The 16,544-nt window shown below is 28.8% G+C and carries 16 protein-coding genes and 1 riboswitch; of the genes, 10 read left to right on the forward strand and 6 right to left on the reverse strand.

Going from position 1 to position 16,544, the window contains the following annotated elements; all coding sequences use genetic code 11:
- Nucleotides 1-20 precede the first annotated feature (20 nt).
- Nucleotides 21-305, reverse strand: coding sequence for a hypothetical protein (locus B2671_RS13290; RefSeq protein WP_346870841.1), 285 nt, complete (start codon nucleotides 303-305; stop codon nucleotides 21-23).
- Between the two features lie 559 nt (nucleotides 306-864).
- Between B2671_RS13290 and B2671_RS13295 the strand changes: the two genes are divergently transcribed.
- Nucleotides 865-2,226, forward strand: coding sequence for a short-chain fatty acid transporter (locus tag B2671_RS13295; protein ID WP_346870842.1), 1,362 nt, complete (start codon nucleotides 865-867; stop codon nucleotides 2,224-2,226).
- 193 nt (nucleotides 2,227-2,419) lie between these two features.
- On the opposite strand, the gene B2671_RS13300 is transcribed toward B2671_RS13295, so the two are convergent.
- The 4 genes from B2671_RS13300 to B2671_RS13315 are packed head-to-tail and all read right to left on the reverse strand — an operon-like array spanning nucleotide 2,420 to nucleotide 5,223.
- A complete protein-coding gene (locus tag B2671_RS13300) occupies nucleotides 2,420-3,334 on the reverse strand; it encodes a DUF4097 family beta strand repeat-containing protein (protein WP_346870843.1) in 915 nt (304 codons plus the stop codon).
- A 27-nt stretch (nucleotides 3,335-3,361) separates the two neighbouring features.
- Nucleotides 3,362-4,078 (reverse strand): hypothetical protein, encoded by a 717-nt coding sequence (locus B2671_RS13305; RefSeq protein WP_346870844.1) that lies wholly within the window; start codon nucleotides 4,076-4,078, stop codon nucleotides 3,362-3,364.
- Between the two features lie 9 nt (nucleotides 4,079-4,087).
- Entirely contained in the window at nucleotides 4,088-4,855 is a 768-nt protein-coding gene (locus tag B2671_RS13310) for an ABC transporter ATP-binding protein (RefSeq protein ID WP_346870845.1), read from the reverse strand.
- 2 nt (nucleotides 4,856-4,857) lie between these two features.
- Entirely contained in the window at nucleotides 4,858-5,223 is a 366-nt protein-coding gene (locus tag B2671_RS13315; protein WP_150841796.1) for a GntR family transcriptional regulator, read from the reverse strand.
- A gap of 394 nt (nucleotides 5,224-5,617) precedes the next feature.
- On the opposite strand from B2671_RS13315, the gene B2671_RS13320 reads away from it, so the two are divergent.
- The 8 genes from B2671_RS13320 (at nucleotide 5,618) to B2671_RS13355 (ending at nucleotide 15,248) form a co-directional block, all read left to right on the forward strand.
- Complete coding sequence (locus B2671_RS13320) at nucleotides 5,618-8,035, forward strand: PAS domain S-box protein (RefSeq protein ID WP_346870846.1); 2,418 nt, start codon at nucleotides 5,618-5,620, stop codon at nucleotides 8,033-8,035.
- A 156-nt stretch (nucleotides 8,036-8,191) separates the two neighbouring features.
- Nucleotides 8,192-8,761, forward strand: a complete 570-nt coding sequence (locus tag B2671_RS13325) for a TetR/AcrR family transcriptional regulator (protein WP_035132024.1) — start codon at nucleotides 8,192-8,194, stop codon at nucleotides 8,759-8,761.
- 204 nt (nucleotides 8,762-8,965) lie between these two features.
- A complete protein-coding gene (locus tag B2671_RS13330; RefSeq protein WP_346870847.1) occupies nucleotides 8,966-11,452 on the forward strand; it encodes a YhgE/Pip domain-containing protein in 2,487 nt (828 codons plus the stop codon).
- A 69-nt stretch (nucleotides 11,453-11,521) separates the two neighbouring features.
- A riboswitch (purine riboswitch) is annotated at nucleotides 11,522-11,623 on the forward strand.
- Between the two features lie 137 nt (nucleotides 11,624-11,760).
- Nucleotides 11,761-13,113 carry a nucleobase:cation symporter-2 family protein gene (locus tag B2671_RS13335; RefSeq protein ID WP_346870848.1) on the forward strand — a complete coding sequence of 451 codons (1,353 nt, stop codon included), beginning with the start codon at nucleotides 11,761-11,763 and terminating at the stop codon, nucleotides 13,111-13,113.
- A complete protein-coding gene (locus B2671_RS13340; protein WP_346870849.1) occupies nucleotides 13,113-13,688 on the forward strand; it encodes a xanthine phosphoribosyltransferase in 576 nt (191 codons plus the stop codon). Before B2671_RS13335 ends, B2671_RS13340 begins: the two co-directional genes overlap by 1 nt.
- A 298-nt stretch (nucleotides 13,689-13,986) precedes the next feature.
- Nucleotides 13,987-14,247 (forward strand): hypothetical protein, encoded by a 261-nt coding sequence (locus B2671_RS13345; protein ID WP_035133860.1) that lies wholly within the window; start codon nucleotides 13,987-13,989, stop codon nucleotides 14,245-14,247.
- 61 nt (nucleotides 14,248-14,308) lie between these two features.
- The gene (locus B2671_RS13350; protein ID WP_346870850.1) at nucleotides 14,309-14,740 is read left to right on the forward strand and encodes a DUF2752 domain-containing protein; all 432 of its coding nucleotides are present in this window, start codon (nucleotides 14,309-14,311) and stop codon (nucleotides 14,738-14,740) included.
- A 106-nt stretch (nucleotides 14,741-14,846) separates the two neighbouring features.
- The gene (locus B2671_RS13355) at nucleotides 14,847-15,248 is read left to right on the forward strand and encodes a hypothetical protein (RefSeq protein ID WP_346870851.1); all 402 of its coding nucleotides are present in this window, start codon (nucleotides 14,847-14,849) and stop codon (nucleotides 15,246-15,248) included.
- 119 nt (nucleotides 15,249-15,367) lie between these two features.
- Here the strand turns inward: B2671_RS13355 and B2671_RS13360 are convergent, their stop codons facing one another.
- Entirely contained in the window at nucleotides 15,368-16,027 is a 660-nt protein-coding gene (locus tag B2671_RS13360) for a GTP pyrophosphokinase family protein (RefSeq protein WP_346870852.1), read from the reverse strand.
- Between the two features lie 118 nt (nucleotides 16,028-16,145).
- On the opposite strand from B2671_RS13360, the gene B2671_RS13365 reads away from it, so the two are divergent.
- On the forward strand, nucleotides 16,146-16,544 hold a 399-nt coding region (locus B2671_RS13365), incomplete at its 3' end, for a dihydrofolate reductase family protein (RefSeq protein WP_346870853.1).

Consider the following 16,544-nt stretch of genomic DNA (forward strand, 5'->3'; position numbering starts at 1 on the left):
ATTTAAACTTTTAGATTTAACTACTGGTTTTTCATCTCATTTTTAACATCATTTTTTAATTCTTTAGCTATTGTTTTTCCTCCAACCATAGCTTTATTGTACAGGTTTTTAGCTAATTGACCTTCTTCTCTAACTTCATCTTTCATTTGATTTTTAAGGTCGTGAACAAATTTCTTATTTGAAATAAACTCTTTAATATCTTCCTTTTTTTCACCATACTGAATTTTAACTTCATTATACATATCCTTAACTTCACTAGTAACTTTATTCATACCTTCTTTAACTTCATCACCTATTTTATTCATAAAAATCGCCTCCCATAAAATTATTTTAAATGAAATTTGGTATCATATAGTAGAAATAATTATAAAAAATAAAAGTAAAATTTAATTCTATTTTCTATATAGTTTACTCAAAATACAAAATAATATTTAATGAATTTAATGGATATTCAATTTTAAAATTTAACTAATAAATTTAAATGATTATATTGAAAAATATAGTGATAGAATATACTCATTCCATGTATTTATAAAATAAATAACCATATATTAATCTATATGAAAAAAATACTATAAATGTATTATTAAGTAATAAATTTATAAAAAGTAATATGTATATTTTAAAAACATAGAAAATATGGTATACTAAACATGGATTGAGTATACATGACTTGAAGTATTAGGTTTGAACTAGAATAATGTTCATGTAGAGAATATAGTATAGCTAATATAGTTAAAAATTTAACTATTCTAATGAATCTAATATAAATAGATAGCAACAAATAGCAACAAATAGCTACATAAAAAATATAACTATTTGCTGATATAAAGAAATCCATATATTTATTAAGGGGGAAAGAAAATGTTTAAAAAATTTACAAATGGTTGCGTTAAATTAGTTCAAAATTACCTACCAGATCCATTTTTATTTTGTATCATTTTAACTTTCATAATCTTTATTTCAGGTGTTTTATTTACAGGACAATCTCCATTATCTATGATTATTCATTGGACAAATGGATTTTGGAGTTTATTAGCATTTGCAATGCAAATGGCATTGGTTCTTGTTTTTGGTCATACTTTAGCTAGTGCACCAGCATTTAAAAAAATCACAAAGAAACTAGCTAGAATCCCCAAAACACCAACTCAAGCAATCTTATTAGTTACTTTTGTATCTTCTATAGCATGTATATTAAACTGGGGGTTTGGATTAGTTATAGGAGCAATATTTGCAAAAGAACTTGCAAAGGAAGTAGATGGTGTTGACTATAGGCTTCTAATAGCTTCAGCTTATTCAGGTTTCTTATTATGGCATGCTGGACTATCAGCATCAATTCCATTAACTCTTGCTACTGGTGGAGAATCTTTAGTTAAAGCTACATCAGGAGCAGTAAGTGCTGCAGGAGTACCAACTACCGAAACTATATTTTCACTATGTAATTTAGTTATAGTAGGAGTTTTAGTAGTAACTTTACCACTTATAAATAGAGCTATGCACCCGGATAAAGGCAATATTGTAGTTATAGACAAAGGCTTATTAGAGGATGAAAAAGCATTTGTAGAGATGCCAAAGGAAAATATGACTCCAGCTGATAAGTTAGAAAATAGTAAGATAGTTACTTGGTTAATTTCAATAATGGGATTTACCTATATAATATATTATTTTATTACTTCAGGATTTAATTTAAACCTTAACATAGTAAACTTTATATTTTTATTTTTAGGTATTTTGTTACATGGAACTCCTAAGCGATTTATAAATGCTTTAATGGAGGGTGCTAAAGGAGCTGGTCCTATATTACTTCAGTTCCCATTTTATGCAGGTATAATGGGAATGATGACAGGAGCTAATGCAGAGGGAATATCTTTAGCAGTATTAATGTCAAATGTGTTTGTAACTATTTCTAACAAAGTTACATTTCCAATGTTCTCATTTTTAAGTGCAGGATTAGTTAATTTTTTTGTACCATCTGGTGGTGGACAATGGGCTGTACAAGCACCTATCATGATGCCAGCTGGAGCAGAACTTGGAGTAAGCACAGCTAAAACAGCAATGTCAATTGCTTGGGGAGATGCATGGACAAATATGATTCAACCATTCTGGGCTTTGCCAGCACTTGGAATAGCAGGTCTAGGGGCAAAGGATATTATGGGATATTGTATAATAGATTTATTATACTCAGGAGTGATAATTACAGTAGGCCTTACTGTTATAGGTATGTAGAATTAATTTATAAATCTATATACCTAGAATAAATACTGTCTATAATATAATACAAAGGACTTTTATAAAAATATATAAATAATCTTATATAAAATATTGAGCATATACTTTAATATTACGAGGGGTTTTAGCCTTAATAATATAAGTACTTGCTCAATTTTTTTTCAAACTGATTTATTTTTTTATAAATTAGCTAGTTTACAATCAGATTACCTACTCCTACATTTAAATCAAAGGTGTATATATCTTCACCAGAAGTTTTGGCATTTATATCTATACTACCTATACCAGTAGAAGTATCTAGCTTTACAGGAGAATTATTTGGAATAGATATAACAGTTTTACCTACACCACCATCATAAGTTAAGTCTCCTCCAACTTCAGCAAAGATAATGGAAAGATTACCTACACCACCATCAATATCTATATCACCACATTTACTAGAAAGATCTATGGTTGTATTTCCAACTCCTTGTTCAAGCTTTAGATCTTGAAAAACTATATCTTTCAAGGTAAGATTTCCAGCACCACCTTCAATCTTTAATTTATTAATATTTATTCCATTAATAGAAATATTACCAGCACCACCATGTAATTCTAAATCTTTATTAAAACCTTTAGGAATATTAATAGTAATTTCTCTAGATGTAGATTTATTAAAAAAACCTAAGTTTATAGAGGAATTTACACCATGTTCTTTAATATTGAGGGTATTTCCAATAACATCAATTGTGGTTTTATCTACAAAGGAATTAGATCCCCTGCAAGTTATAGTAAAATCTGAACTGTCAACAGAGTTAATATTTACATTAGAAGCATGGATTTCAATATCTATATCTTCTATATTTTTCATAGGAATGGTTTTGGATATGCCTTCATCATAAGTGGTTAAATTTCCATTATTATCAAAGTCATCAAAGTTATTACTAATATCATCTAAATTATCTAGAAAGTCTGTACCTAGATTCCCAAAAAATTTATCATTATTAAAATTCACTGAACTACTATTCTTAGGTCGAGATTTCACACCAAACTCTACATTACAACCCACAAGAAGAGTAGTCGTAAGGATTAGAGTAGGAATTATAATAAAAAGTTTCTTTTTCATAAAAACACCTCTATTTTAATAAATTAATTAAATTATATCTAGTTTTTTGTCTATTCTATTGGCAGCAACCAATTGAAGTATAATTAGGGCTAATATATCTATAATTATTGCAAATATATCTAATTCAATAGCTCCATATTTACCTATGGTCATATATATATAAGGTAAAAAGTACAATATTAAATTAGCTATAAAGGAGTAAATAATATTTCCAACAATACTAGCACCTATTACAGCTAATACACATAAAGCAGTACTTTTAATATAGGAACCTAGTATTGCGATTAATGCAGTTATAATTAAATAACTTATAATAGTACCTAAGGAGATAGATAATGAAATATTAAGAACTATGGATGGAAAATTGCCAGAGTTAACCATAGCACCTAAAGCTACAATTATAGTAATAAAAAGATTTATAAAAATTAATTCTAAAAGATTACCTAGAATAAAATCTATACCAGATATAGGAGCTAAAAATAAAAGTCGCCCATATTCCTTTGATAATTGCATAGAAAATATTATTATATGAGCTATGAAATTCGTAGCGATAAGAATTGAAATAGCTGGTATTAGGTCTAATCCTTGAGTGAACTTAGACAAAAATGAACTTGACCCAAGAGCTAAAACTAGAATAATAGCTTCTATTAAATACATAATTCTCAAGGTTCTAAAAGAATATTTAGCTATACTGAAAATATTTTTTATTTTAATTGATTTACTTTTAATTATTTTATTTTCCATAATATTCACCTACTCTGCAAATACCTTTCTATATATTTTGTCTATAGATGTACCGTACTTTATACGTAATTCTTCTGCATCGCCTTTTTCAATTATTGAGCCATCACCTAAAAATATTACTTCATCAAAAATCTGCTCAAGCTCTCCTACATAATGAGTTGTAATTATCATTGAAGCGTTACTATCTAAATTATCTATAATTGCATTAATTATCTTATCTCTACTTATAATATCAACTCCAAAAATAGGCTCATCAAGGATATATAAGTTACAATTTCTACTTAAGGTTAGGCTAAGAGCAACCTTTTCTAACATTCCCTTAGATAGTGATTTAAGTTTTGCATCTGTTTGGATATTCATAAATTTTAATAAGCTTAAAGCTTTAGATTCATTAAAATCATAAAAGAAATCTTTATAAAACTTAAGAGCATCATTTACCTTCATCCACTTAAATAGATAATCTTTTTCCTGTAGGTATGAAACAAACTGTTTAGTTTCCCTTCCAACTGACATGCCGTTAATAGTTACAGTTCCTAGAGTGGGTTTAAAAAGTCCAGATATAACATTTAACAAGGTTGTTTTTCCTTGACCGTTTGGTCCAAGGACTCCAAGAACTTTTCCTTTTTTCAAGTTAAAACTTATTTCATTTAAAATATGCTTAGCTCCAAAATTTTTGGATAGAGCAGTTATTTCTAGTACATTATCACAAAATGTGTTTAAATCAACATTATTTAAAAGTTCATCTTTAGTTACTATGGTAGTTGCGTCATTATTCAAGACTATTCCTCCTCATACATATTCATAATTAGTTCTAAAATTTCTTCTTTTGAAAACCCTAAGGTTTTACTTTTGTGGATAAAATCCCTTAGTAATTCTTTAGAATATTCTTTTCTTAGGTTATCTATTATAGTTTCATCCTCTGTTAAAAATTTTCCGATACCCCTTTGAGTATTTATTAATCCTTCATTTTCAAGTTCAGAATAAACTCTTAATATAGTGTTTGGGTTAACTTTGAGTTCACTGGCATAATCTCTAACAGACAATAATCTCTCCCCCTTTTTTAGTTCTCCAGAAACAATTTTCATTTTCATGTAATTTTTTATCTGAATATATATAGGTTCCTTTGAGTTTAATTCTAACTCCATTTCATCACCTCATCTTATCAGTTATAGTGTATTAATTACATGATACACTAATACTGGTTTAAATGGTATTGCGAAAAAATGCCATATAGTCTGATTAGAGTAGAATAGATATAAATAACTCTTATTTTCTTTAATTCATAAGTAAATAGCTAATTTAAAAGATAAAATACTACAAAATAATCTAATATACAATAATTCGTTTCACTAATTTGTTGCTATATATTGTAATATATTACTTTAAAATGTATAATTGGTAGTGTGAATATACACTTTTAAAGAAATATGTAGATACAATAGAAATGAATATACATATATGATTAAAAAGTTATAAAAATTAATTTTTATAATAATTTTAGTACAGTGAGGAAAGTTATAATAAAGGGGATGGAAGTTTATGGAACAGGTTTTTAATAGTCTAGATGAAATGATATTAGTAGTTGATAGTAAAGAAAAAGTTCTATTTGCAAACTCTAAGTTAATGGAACGGTTTGAATTAAATGAAAAAGACTTACAAAAATCTTATAGAGACATAGCTTTACAAAAAAATAGGGATATACTAAGGGAACTTATATGTAATTTTGAAAAGTATACTAATAGAGTTATAGAGTATACGCTTTCTTTACAAGGGTTAGATAAAATTCACTGTGATATAAATGTTAACAAAGGAATGTGGTACGGAGAGTCAGCTTTTTTTGTTACGTTAAAAGAAAAAGAAATATATAGTAAAAAGAATTTAGAAATACTTCTAGACAATCTACCCTATAGCATGTGGATGAAGGATGTTGAGGGTAAATATATATATGCAAATACTCAATATGTAAAAAACTTGGATGTTGATAAGGAGAGGGTTATAGGATCTTATGATTGGAACTTTTGTGATGGAGACCAATGTGATTATTCAAGTGAAACAGATCATGAAGTACTTGTTAACAAAAGACCAATATTATATGAAAGAGTGATTCATAATTCAGAAGGTGATATGTGGCTTGAAACTTATAAGTCTCCAATATTAGATGAGTATGGAGAAGTAAAGTATATAATTGGTGTTTCAAGGGATATAACTTTTAATAAAAAAGTAGAATTAGAATTATTGGATAATCATAAACAATTTTGCGCTTTATATGAAGTATTAAGTAATAGCTATAATGAAATAAGTGGAAGATTTGATAATTTAAAAGAAGATATTATCCAAAAACTAGGTGTGGATGATATAAATATATGGACTTATGACGATAAGGAAGGTAAACTTAACTGTAAATGTTATCTAGGAAAGTATAATGAAAGAGATATTGATAATATAGAACTTCCAATAACTTATGAAGAATTGGAGGGGTTTTTTGAAGAAGAAGGAGCAGAGGGAATAAAACTCTTATGTGATAGAAAAAACTATCCTAATAAAGACATATTAGAAAAAAAAGGTGTTAAATTTGTTGGAGTATATAAACTTGAATATAATAATAGAATTATCGGTGTAATGAATTTCTTATACAGTAAAATAGATGATAAAAAACTAAATAACCATAATTTTATAAAAGTATTGTGTAATCAAATCGCAGTAATAATAAAAAATCATAGTTTATCTAAAGAAATTAAATTAGAACTAAAAAAACGTATGGAAACAGAAAGTGAATTACAACTATTTTTAGATACAGCCATTGATTTAATGGTTATAATTGGTGATAATGATAAACATAGAAAGTTAAATTCAGGGTGGGAAAAGACCTTAGGATGGAGCAAAGAGGAACTTTCAAAGATGAAGTGGACAGATATAATTTACCCAGAGGATTTAGAATTAAAGAATGAATTTATAAAAAAATTAAAGACAGAAGAAAAGATAATGAGTTTTAAGATTAGACTTATGTGCAAAAATGGAGATTCAAAGTGGATTCAATGGAATAGTAGATATTTAAAAAGTAGAGGAATATCTATATGTACAGGTAAGGATGTAACAGAGCAGCATCAGCTAGAAGAGCAAAGAAAAAATTATGAAGAAGCAATAAAATTAGAGAAAATTAAGGGTGAATTTTTCTCTAATATATCCCATGAATTTAAAACTCCTTTAAATATTATTCTTACAACTATGCAACTTATAAATAGTAATATAGAAAAAGAGCGTATTTGTGCTGATAAAGGGGTGGCTTTAAAAAGGTACATGAATTCTATTAAACAAAATTCTTATAGATTATTAAGACTTGTTAATAATTTAATAGATATAACTAAGATAGATGCAGGGTATTATAAGTTACAACTTGAAAATCATAATATTGTTAATGTAGTGGAAGATATTACGATTTCTGTAGCTCAATATGTAGAAAATAAAGGGATAGAATTAATATTTGATACAGAAATTGAAGAAGAAATAATTGCTTGTGATCCAGACAAAATTGAGAGAATAATGCTTAATTTATTATCCAATGCAATTAAATATACAAAGGTAAATGGAAGAATTGAAGTATATTTAGGTATTGAAGATGGAAAAGTCTTTATATCAGTTATGGATAATGGAGAAGGAATAGAAAATGAAAAGGTAAATTTAGTATTTAATAGATTTATTCAAGCGGATGACACTTCAGAAAGAAGATATGAAGGTAGTGGAATTGGATTATCACTGGTTAAATCCTTAATTGAAATGCATGGTGGTAGCATTAATGTGACAAGTAAGGTTGGTGAAGGTACTAAATTTACATTTTATCTTCCAATAAGGATTGTAGAAATGGAGGAGGACGAAAAAGACCATGTGCCTCATAAAAGTGAAATGATAAGTTCAAAGGTAGAAAAATGTAATATAGAATTTTCGGATATATACAATTAATGTGACTCCTAAAATCATTATTAGAAATTTTATTTTAGTTTATTATTTAGTAGTATATAAATATTATGCTATAATAATGTTTATATTACTAAAAGATAAAATATAAATTATAAGGAGTTGTGTTGCTTCATATCATGATGGATAGAAGCGTATATTATGAATAAGACTAGAAAAATTATTTTTGAGGCTGCAATAAAAGTATTTTCAAGCAATGGTTACGAGAGTGCCACTATGGATGAAGTAGCAAGCGAAGCTGGAGTTGCAAAGGGAACTTTATATTATCACTTTAAAAGTAAAGAGGAATTATTTTATTTTGTTGTTCAGACAGGAATTGATTTAATAAACAGTGAAGTTGAAGAATCCATAAAAGAAATAAGTGACCCTATAGAAAGATTGAAGGAATCTGCTAGGGTTCAGTTAAAATATGTGTATATTAATAAGGATTTATTTAGAGTAATAATGAGTCAGGTATGGGGACAAAAGGAACGTCATGAAGAAATAAGAGAGCAGGTAATGAACTTAATTAATATGAATTCTAAATTTTTAGAAGGAATTACAAAAAGTAGAAATATTTCTGACGAAGATTCGGATATATTAAGTTACTGCTTTATAGGGGTATTATTTTCATCTGCACTCTATGAAATTATAAATAATGACAATTATAATCATGATGAAGTAGTAGAAAAATTTATGGATTATATTAACTATGACATAAGGTTATCTTGAGATATGAAATATAAATAAAAAATAATATACAATTTTAATAGAAGAGTTTTCTAGCTAAGATAATAGCAAGTTAGAAAGCTCTTTTTAATATTTTTGAAAAGGATACCAATAAAAAAATTTTTTTATAATATTGACTAGTCAGTTTAAAAATAGTATATATATAATATTGACTGTAAAGTATAAAAAATTAAAGAAGGTGATAGTGTGAACTTTTTAAAAATTGCCGGTGAGGATATTAAAAGCATTTTTAAGAACAGATTCATAAGAGTATCGGTTATTGCAATTATTATAGTACCATTACTATACTCATTATTGTACTTAGATGCCTTTTGGGATCCTTATGCACGAATTCAGGACATGACCATAGCCGTAGTCAATGAAGATGGTGGTGCCTTACTTGATGGAGAACAGGTAAACTACGGTGAAGATATTGTAGAAAACCTAAAGGGAAATGAAGAGGTTGGCTGGGATTTCACTAGCAATGAAAAAGCCAACGAAGGTTTAGAAAAACAAGGGTATTATGCTAAATTTGTAATTCCAGAAGATTTTTCAAAAAGCGTTGTGGCTGCAAAAGAAGGTAAGCCTCAGATAGCAGATTTACAATTTGTCTGTAACGAAAAGAAAAACTTTTTAGCAGCTCAAATCAATTCACAGGTTGAAAAGTTACTAAAAGAAGAAATTGTAGGAACAATTTCAAACAACTATGTCACCGTTGCTTTTGATAAATTATATGAAGCAAAAGATGGATTTATAAAGGCAGCTGATGGAAGTGAAAAACTTTATAATGGAATTGGTGAACTAAATGAAAAGGTACCTATGCTAGCGGAAGGTGCTAATAAGCTTGGAGATGGTTCATCACAATTAAAGGATGGACAAGGTGCTCTTAACTCTGGAATAAAGTCAATAAATAATGGCTTATCAGAAGTTAATAGTAAGGTGCCAACTTTAGGTTCAGGTGTAGAAAAATTATATAATGGTTCACAGGAATTGAAAAATGGACTAGGAATTGCAGCAAATGGATCAAATGCATTAGCAGCAGGAAGTGAAAGTCTTTATAGTGCATTTGGTAATACAATTTATCCAGCTGTAAATTCACTTAAAAATGGAGCTAATGAGCTAAATGGTGCTTTAAAAGCTGGAAAAGGTAGTGTAAACACTTTAAAAGAAGGTGGAGCAGGATTAAAAACAGCTAGTGATAAAATAGTGGTAGCATCATCAGGTATAAATACTGGATATCAATCAGTTGTAGATGGAGTTGATCAGCTTATAAGTGGTGTTAATACATCTTCAGCAGCAGTGAAGGATATAGTTACAAGTATTGAAGCTGCAGTTAAATCAAATCCTGAAGTAGCAAAAGATCCCAATATTCAAGCTGCACTTGTAAATATACAAGCTTTGAACAAAGCTACTAGTGAAACACCAAAGCAGATACAAGAATTAAAAGAAGGAAGTAAGAAGTTTGGTGATAGCCTAGGAACGTTTAATGGTGTTGTGAATGGGTACACTGGTAGTGTTAAGAAATTTGCAACAGGTACAGTAGCTTTAACAGATAGCGTGAATGACATGGGTGTAGCAGTAAACAAAATAAGTGGAGGCTTAAATTCCTTAGAAGCTGGACTTAACGAAAATACTAAAGATTCCTTTGGAGCTGGATTAAAATCATTATCAGACAATATGTTTGCTTTAAATTCAGGAATTAATAAGTTAAATGGTGGATCAGGTGAAATAAATGGAGGACTTGGACAGTTAAGAAGCAATATTCCAGCTTTAAGTGGTGGAATACAAGCTTTATATAATGGTTCAAATCAACTAGTAGATGGATCTAATGCTCTAGTTGATGGACAAAACAAGTTAAATAATGGAGTGTCAGAGTTAACAGGAAAAGTACCACAATTAGAAGATGGAGTAGATAAGTTATATAAAGGATCAAATGAGCTTGCAACCGCTTTAAAAGATGGTGCAGGAGAGATGAAATCCGGACTTAAAAATTCATCTGAGGAAATGGGTGACTTTGTATCAGCTCCAATAAATATGAAAAATGAACCAATAAATAAAGTGCCTAACTATGGAACAGGTTTTGCACCATACTTTATATCACTATCTTTATGGATAGGTGCAATAATGATGTTCTTCGTTATCTCAGCTAAAACTGATGATGATGCTAATTTATCCAAGTTTGATAAAGTTATAGGTAAATACTTATCCTTTGGATTTATAGGTTTATTACAAGCATTACTTGTAAGTGCAGTTGTAATGGGACTAGGATTAACCCCAACAAGTACAGGTATGTATTTTGCATCCATAGTATTCTTATCATTGGTATTTATTGCAATAATTCAATGTTTAATATCCCTATTTGGAGATGCAGGAAGACTTTTAGGAATAGTATTATTAATACTTCAACTAACAGCTTGTGCAGGTACATTCCCGTTAGAGATAGTACCTAAATTCTTTAAAGTGATTAATCCATATATGCCATTTACTTATAGTGTAGAATTATTAAGAGAAGTTATTTCAGCCAATACAATTAATTATGGAATAGTTGGAAAAGACTTTTTAATCCTTGGAATTGTTCTTCTTGTATTTTTAACAATATCAATAGTATTTAAAAATGTAGGGGAAAATCTCCAAAATATAATTGAAGGAAGAAAAGAAAAATCAGTGGAAAATATAAAAGAACAATCAATGTAGCAGTAAACTTATTATTACAAATAATCCTAACAATAGCTGGTTGTAAAATATAAATGTTCGTGTTATAATGACAATACAATTGGTAAGACTCGTATATAATCGGTAATATGGTCCGAAAGTTTCTACCTGCAAACCATAAATTTGCAGACTACGGGGAGTTGTATTTTATTATAACTATAATAATTATAGTGATGAATCACAGCACCTCAATTTTTATTGAGGTGCTTTTATTTTTTGATTTAAATAAATCTAAGGAAGTAGCTAACCCTTAGATAAAATTAAAACAATATCTAAAAGGAGATGAACTTATGAATAATGAAGAACTATTAACTAATGATATTGAATTAACTTATGGTGTTGATGATAACCCAACTTTAGTTAAAAAGATATTATTTGGTTTACAGCATATATTTGCAGCTTTTGGAGGGATAGTAGTAGTGCCTCTAGTAATAGCAAGTGCATTAGGATTTGATGCAAAAATAACTACAACATTAATAAGTGCAACAATTTTAGCTTCTGGTATTGCTACTATAATTCAAGCTAGAGGTTTCGGAGTTATAGGTTCAAGGGTTGCTTGTATCATGGGTACAGACTTTACCTTCGTATCACCAGCTATTTCAGTAGGGACAGTACTTGGACTTCCAGGAATAATTGGAGCTACTATTTTAGGAGCATNNGCATTCTTTGAAATTATTTTAAGTTACTTTATTAAACCTCTTATGAAATTATTTCCGCCAATAGTTACAGGAACAGTGGTATGTTTGATTGGACTTACATTATTACCAGTATCTATTGATTGGGCTGCGGGTGGAGTTGGAGCTGCAGATTATGGTAGTATTAAGAATTTATCAATAGCCATGTTTGTTTTAATTTTTACATTGATTTTAAATAGATATGGAAAAGGTATGGTTAGTAGTGCATCAATTTTAATTGGGATGGTTGCGGGATATATAATTTGTATTCCCTTAGACTTAGTTAGTTTTACAGCTATTAAAGAAGCTAGTTGGGTTTCATTCCCTAAAATATTTGAGTATGGAGTAACCTTTGATATAAAAGCTGTAATTGCATTTATTCCAGCATATTTTGTAACTACTATAGAAACCGTTGGATGTCTTAAGGCTATTGGAGAAACTTCTCAGATACATATGGATGAAAAACGTGTGGGTGCTGGTGTATTAGCAGATGGTATAGGAAGTATGCTAGGTGGAATAGTGGGTTCCTTCCCAAACACTACCTTCAGCCAAAATGTAGGACTAATACCTTTAACAAAGGTAGCAAGTAAGCACGTGGCAATTATGTCAGGAATAATAATGGTGATTTTAGGTTTCCTACCTAAACTGGCAGGACTAGTAAGTGGAATACCACAACCGGTTCTTGGTGGAGTTGGAGTAGTAATGTTTGGAACTGTTGCAGCAGCAGGAATAAAGACTTTAAGCAGAGTAAGACTAACTGAAAGAAATCTACTTATAATAGCTACATCTATAGCTTTAGGTCTTGGAGTTACATTTAGGCCAGATGTTATAGCACAATTACCAGAAGGATTAAAGATGATTTTCTCATCAGGAATATCTACAGGAACTATAACTGCTTTAATATTAAATTTAGTATTAAAAGAAGATAAAGTAGAGAAAATAAAAGTAGAAAAAAGTGAGGTGGCATAATGGAAACTTTAAAAAATCGTATATTAAAAGATGGACATGCGTTAAATGAATCTGTATTAAAGGTAGATTCTTTCTTAAACCATGGAGTAGATGCTAAATTAATGCAGGAAATAGGAACAACCTTTAAAGAACATTTTGAAAACCATGGAATAACTAAAATCTTTACCATTGAAAGTTCAGGCATAGCGCCTACAGTTATGACCGCTCTTCAAATGGAATTACCAATGGTAACACTAAAGAAACAAACATCTAAGATTTTAAGTGGAGATGTATATCAAACTACAGTACATTCTTTTACTAAAGCTGTAGATTATGAGTTAACTTTGTCAAAGAAATTTATATCACCAGAAGATAATATACTTATAATAGATGATTTCTTAGCCTATGGAGAGGCAGCACAAGGCGCTATAAGATTGATAGAAGAAGCTGGAGCAAAAGTTGCAGGAATTGGAATAGTCATAGAAAAGTCCTTCCAACCAGGTCGTAAAAATCTTGAAGATAAAGGCTATGAAGTATATTCGCTAGCAAGAGTAAGTAAGCTTGGTAAAGATATTATAGAATTTGTAGAAGAATAATAAAAAAGGTGCCTGGGCACCTTTTTTATTTTGTAATACGCTAGTATCTATATTAGATATTTATGAATCTCTCAAACCCGCACTATGACAACAACTAGTTAACTATTTAACTAGTTTTATATATGAATAGTTTCCTATATAAATATTTATATAGGATTATAGTAAAATATATCTATAGATATATTTTTAAATTTATATAGTCATATCTGATAAATGATTTTGTTAATAAAATTGTAATAATATTGGATACAGATTAATAAAATGAATGGAGTGATAAAATTTACAAGGAGGATTTTGTATGGGTGTTGCTTCATTAGTAGTTGGAATTTGTAGTATTGTATTTGCTGTAATTTCATGGGGGTGCCTATGGTGGTTATCTCTAATTTTAGGTGTTGTAGGTGTAGTATTAGGAATTATAGACATGAAGAAAAAGAAAGAATCAGGTGAAGCTTTTGCAATGGCTAAAGGTGGATTTATATGTTCCATAATAGGAATATGTATGGCTATTATATTTTTAATATTTATTGTGGGATTAGCTTCATTAGGAGCAGCAGTATAAAATTATATCATTAAAAGATGTCTGTATAGGCATCTTATTTTAGTTACAAGGAGGTTGAAATTTGAAAAGCGAAGGAATAATAAAAGAATATAATATTTTTAATGTGATATTAATTACTTTAGTAATAGCTATGATATTTTTACCCTTTATATCTAGAGCTGTGAATAAATTATTTCCTATCACCTATGGATGCCTTTCTTATAGAATTTTAGGAGAGCCTTGCCCTCTTTGTGGATTTACTAGAGATATGAGAAATATTATATCTGGTGATATTTTTGCTACTAAGCTAAACTTATTATCAGTACCAGCAGTTTTATTAGGGATATTTGAAATTTTTTTTAGAATGAAAATATTATTATCAAAGAAAAAATTAATGAATAATAAATTTAGAAATAATATAATAAAATTTGATGTTATATATCATGTATTTATGTGCTTTTCTTTTATAATCTATGGAATTCTATTTTATATATTAGATTTATCAAGGGTTTAGAAGATGTAATAATTATTTCATTTTTGCTCAGTATAATAATTCTATCCTTTGGAAAACTTAATATATAGTATAGTAAAATCCACTGAAAAGGAGAATGCATTTAGTTATGAATACACGTGTACCTTATCATAATTATATAGTTGTAACACCAAATGGAGACGTATTAGGCTTTGGAGAAGAGGATGATGCAAGAAAATATGTAGCAGGATATTATGTAGGAAAAATAGAAGAATTATCAGATGATAGAAGTAAAGTCTATGTTGATTATGGAACAGACCCCCTTCAAGCTTCGGTAGATATATGTACTGAATTAGGAGCCTATGAAGGAGATTGTATGATTTATGATTTATATAGTTTCATAGAAAATATTCAAAACTCTGGTATATTTGAAGATGAAAAGGAAGAACTTATACTAAAGCTTATGCAAGAAAAAATAAATTTGAATATTAATGACTATCAAGTAGATGACCTTTTATATGATACAAAAGTAGTTCCTAATCGAGATTAAAATACAAAACTTTCCTAATATAAAATAATTTATATAAAATTTGAGCATGTCTCTATATTAGAGTACATGCTCAAATTTTATGAAAAATAAATATTTGTAAAAGCTTTACTTAATAAACATTAAACATGATTGTTCATAAGTCTGTTATGTGCCATAAGCATTTCTTCATCAAGGTGTGTTGTAGCACCAGCACAGTTTAATAGCATGGTGCTAATATCATCAGGCATTTCTCCCTCATATTTATATCTAAGCTTATGTTCTAGGCTTGCCCAAGTATCCATTGAGATTGTTCTAAACTGAATTTCTACAGGAACATTTTCAACTTTCTTTGAAAAGAATACAGGAATACTAACAACTAAATGAAGGCTGCGGTAACCGTTGTTTTTTGGATTTTTTATGTAATCACGTTCTTTTATAATAGTTAAATCAGTTTGTGCCTTAATTGAAGCTGCAATTTCATAAACATCACTGAGAAAAGAGCAAATAACTCTAATTCCAGCAATATCAGTTAAAGTTTCTGCAGACTCAATAGAGAGTTCCAATCCTCTTCTTTGAAGTTTTTCAAGCATACTCTCAGGAGCTTTAAGCCTAGATTTCATATGTTCAATAGGATTATAAGAGTGAATACTTTTATATTCATCATTAAGTATTGCAAATTTTGTTTCGATTTCACGAAGGGCACAACGATATTTTAAAGAAAGAGATTTAAAATCTTCAATTTGGGTACCAAATTGTGAAATATCTATGTTTTTAAGATCCTTAAAAGGCAATTGTGGCATAATAAATTCTCCTTTGTATATGTGTATTAAGTCTTATATTAGTATAATATAAATAGCTTTTTTATTAAAGTAGATATAAAATTAATTTATAATAAATTTGTGTTATAAGGAGATTAAAATGGAAAGAAAAATAGTTTTATATATAGCCATGAGTTTAGATGGATATATAGCAAGAATTAATGGATCAGTTGATTGGTTAAGTGGGCATGGGAAAGTATTAGAAGTAGATAATGGATATGAAGAGTTTTATAATAATGTAGATACTATCATTATGGGGAGAGTTACCTATGAGCAAGTGGTTAATGAATTATCTCCAGATAATTGGGTTTATGAAGGGAAAAATTGTTATGTATTTACTAAAAAAGAATATGAAACTAATGAAAAAGTCAAATTTATTTCAGGAAGTATTACAAACTTTGTATCAGATATAAAAAATCAATTAGGGAAAGATATTTGGCTTGTTGGTGGAGGAAAGTTAATTCATGAGTTTGTAAGGGAAAATCTTGTTGATAAGTAT

This window comes from Clostridium sp. UBA5119, from assembly GCF_002414285.1.
Lineage (GTDB): Bacteria > Bacillota > Clostridia > Clostridiales > Clostridiaceae > Clostridium_J > Clostridium_J sulfidigenes.

Excerpts from the sequence above, each read along its gene's own strand:
- B2671_RS13315 (WP_150841796.1), bottom strand. The coding sequence starts at position 5,223 with ATGGAGTTAGAATTAAACTCAAAGGAACCTATATATATTCAGATAAAA.
- B2671_RS13345 (WP_035133860.1), top strand. The coding sequence starts at position 13,987 with ATGGGTGTTGCTTCATTAGTAGTTGGAATTTGTAGTATTGTATTTGCT.
- B2671_RS13290 (WP_346870841.1), bottom strand. The coding sequence starts at position 305 with ATGAATAAAATAGGTGATGAAGTTAAAGAAGGTATGAATAAAGTTACT.
- B2671_RS13360 (WP_346870852.1), bottom strand. The coding sequence starts at position 16,027 with ATGCCACAATTGCCTTTTAAGGATCTTAAAAACATAGATATTTCACAA.
- B2671_RS13340 (WP_346870849.1), top strand. The coding sequence starts at position 13,113 with ATGGAAACTTTAAAAAATCGTATATTAAAAGATGGACATGCGTTAAAT.
- B2671_RS13300 (WP_346870843.1), bottom strand. The coding sequence starts at position 3,334 with ATGAAAAAGAAACTTTTTATTATAATTCCTACTCTAATCCTTACGACT.
- B2671_RS13305 (WP_346870844.1), bottom strand. The coding sequence starts at position 4,078 with ATGGAAAATAAAATAATTAAAAGTAAATCAATTAAAATAAAAAATATT.
- B2671_RS13295 (WP_346870842.1), top strand. The coding sequence starts at position 865 with ATGTTTAAAAAATTTACAAATGGTTGCGTTAAATTAGTTCAAAATTAC.
- B2671_RS13355 (WP_346870851.1), top strand. The coding sequence starts at position 14,847 with ATGAATACACGTGTACCTTATCATAATTATATAGTTGTAACACCAAAT.
- B2671_RS13320 (WP_346870846.1), top strand. The coding sequence starts at position 5,618 with ATGGAACAGGTTTTTAATAGTCTAGATGAAATGATATTAGTAGTTGAT.
- B2671_RS13325 (WP_035132024.1), top strand. The coding sequence starts at position 8,192 with ATGAATAAGACTAGAAAAATTATTTTTGAGGCTGCAATAAAAGTATTT.